The sequence below is a fragment of the Rhodococcus sp. P4_B6 genome, from assembly GCF_056402215.1.
The window spans coordinates 1-1,371 of record NZ_JBFUHV010000436.1 but is presented as its reverse complement, the minus strand read 5'-3'; the positions used below and the strand labels follow the sequence as shown (position 1 = coordinate 1,371).

The window sequence follows — 1,371 nt, the reverse complement described above, 5'->3', positions numbered from 1 at the left end:
ACCGTTCCCCGACCCGGCCGACGGCCGCGACCACCTCGTCGAACGGCAGGATCTCGTTGACGTCGTCCGGTTCGCGGCGCAGCCAGCTGACCAGGCGCGACAATTCGGCGCGACGACGCTGGCGGGTGAAGTCGTTCTCGGCGTCGGCGGCGGGGAACCCGGTGTCACGTGCCATGCCGGCGCCTGACGATGCTCGGTTCGGCGCCCGGCGACAACTCCATCAGGGTGAATCCCACCGTGTTGATGAYCGTCGTCGCGCCGAGCGTGCGGTCCTCGGCCGCCCGGCCGTACGGGTGGACGTGCCCGTGGATCATGACGCGCGCCTGCAACCTGCCCGCCAGGTTCTCGAAGCATTCGAAACCCCGGTGCGGCGGATCCTCCTGGTCGCCGACTCCCCGCGGTGGGCTGTGCGTGAGCAGCACGTCGACGCCGGACACCCCGGAGCGGCGCGCGTGCCACGCGCTCGTCAGCGCCAGGTTGCGCGCCCGCCGCCGCTGCTGCCGCTCGGTCCACTGATTGGGGCCGTCGTTGTAGCGGATGGATCCGCCGAGGCCGGCGATGCGCAGGCCCGCGATCCGCACGATCCGGCCGTCCGCGTTGACCGCACCGCACGGGCCCGGCCACGCCGAGGGCAGTCCCGCCCGCATCCACCCGACCCGTCCCGCGGAATAGCCGGACAGGTCGGCGTCGTGGTTGCCCGGCACGAAGACACACGGCGCGTCGAGGGCGTCGATCAGGTATTCCAGATAGTCGAACGGGAGGTCGCCCGCACCGAGGATCAGGTCGACGTCCATGGCGCGCACCTGCGAACTCCACAGCGACTCGATCGTCTCGTCGGACACTGCGAGTACCGAGACCATGCTCCGACGCTACCGGCTCGAGAGGCCGGAGGACGGGTGAGCGGGTTCGGTGGTTTGATGGCGGGGTGACTGACAGCGTTGTGGCCTCCGTTCGCGCGCACCTGCTGGGGCAGATCGGGGGACCGGAGCCGACTGCGGCATCGGTGACGTTCCTGGGCGTCGAACCGCTGGACGTGCTGCGGTTCGCACCCGACGCCGAGGATCTGGTCCGCTACGTGACCCTGGGATGCTCCCGGCACCCGATGAGTGACCCCGGCGAACTGGTGGCCGACGCTCTCCGCGGCCCCCGCGCCGAACTGATCCTCACCCTGCGCGGCGGCGCCGGGGTGGCGTCGGGAGTCGCGCGCACCCTGGCGGTGCTGGCGGCGGCGCCGTCGGTGGAAGGTGTCGTTCTCGTGGAGGACGCGCTGCTCGACCTGGGAGAGCCGCTGTGGAAGGACGCGCCGTTCACCGCCGTGCTGCTCGGTGAGTCGACGATCCCCGACCTGCCGCTGCCCGAACCCGCGGAGGC

2 protein-coding genes and 1 pseudogene are annotated in these 1,371 nt (G+C 71.5%); 1 reads left to right on the top strand and 2 read right to left on the bottom strand.

The window, feature by feature from the left end; translation table 11 throughout:
* Both AC1DWT_RS51355 and AC1DWT_RS51350 read right to left on the bottom strand, forming a co-directional pair.
* Positions 1-175 (bottom strand): annotated as a pseudogene (locus AC1DWT_RS51355) (chromosome partitioning protein ParB); the annotation flags it as partial.
* Entirely contained in the window at positions 165-860 is a 696-nt protein-coding gene (locus AC1DWT_RS51350; RefSeq protein WP_477926284.1) for a metallophosphoesterase family protein, read from the bottom strand. The pseudogene AC1DWT_RS51355 and the gene AC1DWT_RS51350, both read right to left, overlap by 11 nt.
* Positions 861-925: 65 nt before the next feature.
* Here AC1DWT_RS51350 and AC1DWT_RS51345 point away from each other — a divergent pair.
* A partial coding sequence (locus AC1DWT_RS51345; protein WP_477926283.1) for a suppressor of fused domain protein occupies positions 926-1,371 on the top strand: 446 nt, incomplete at its 3' end.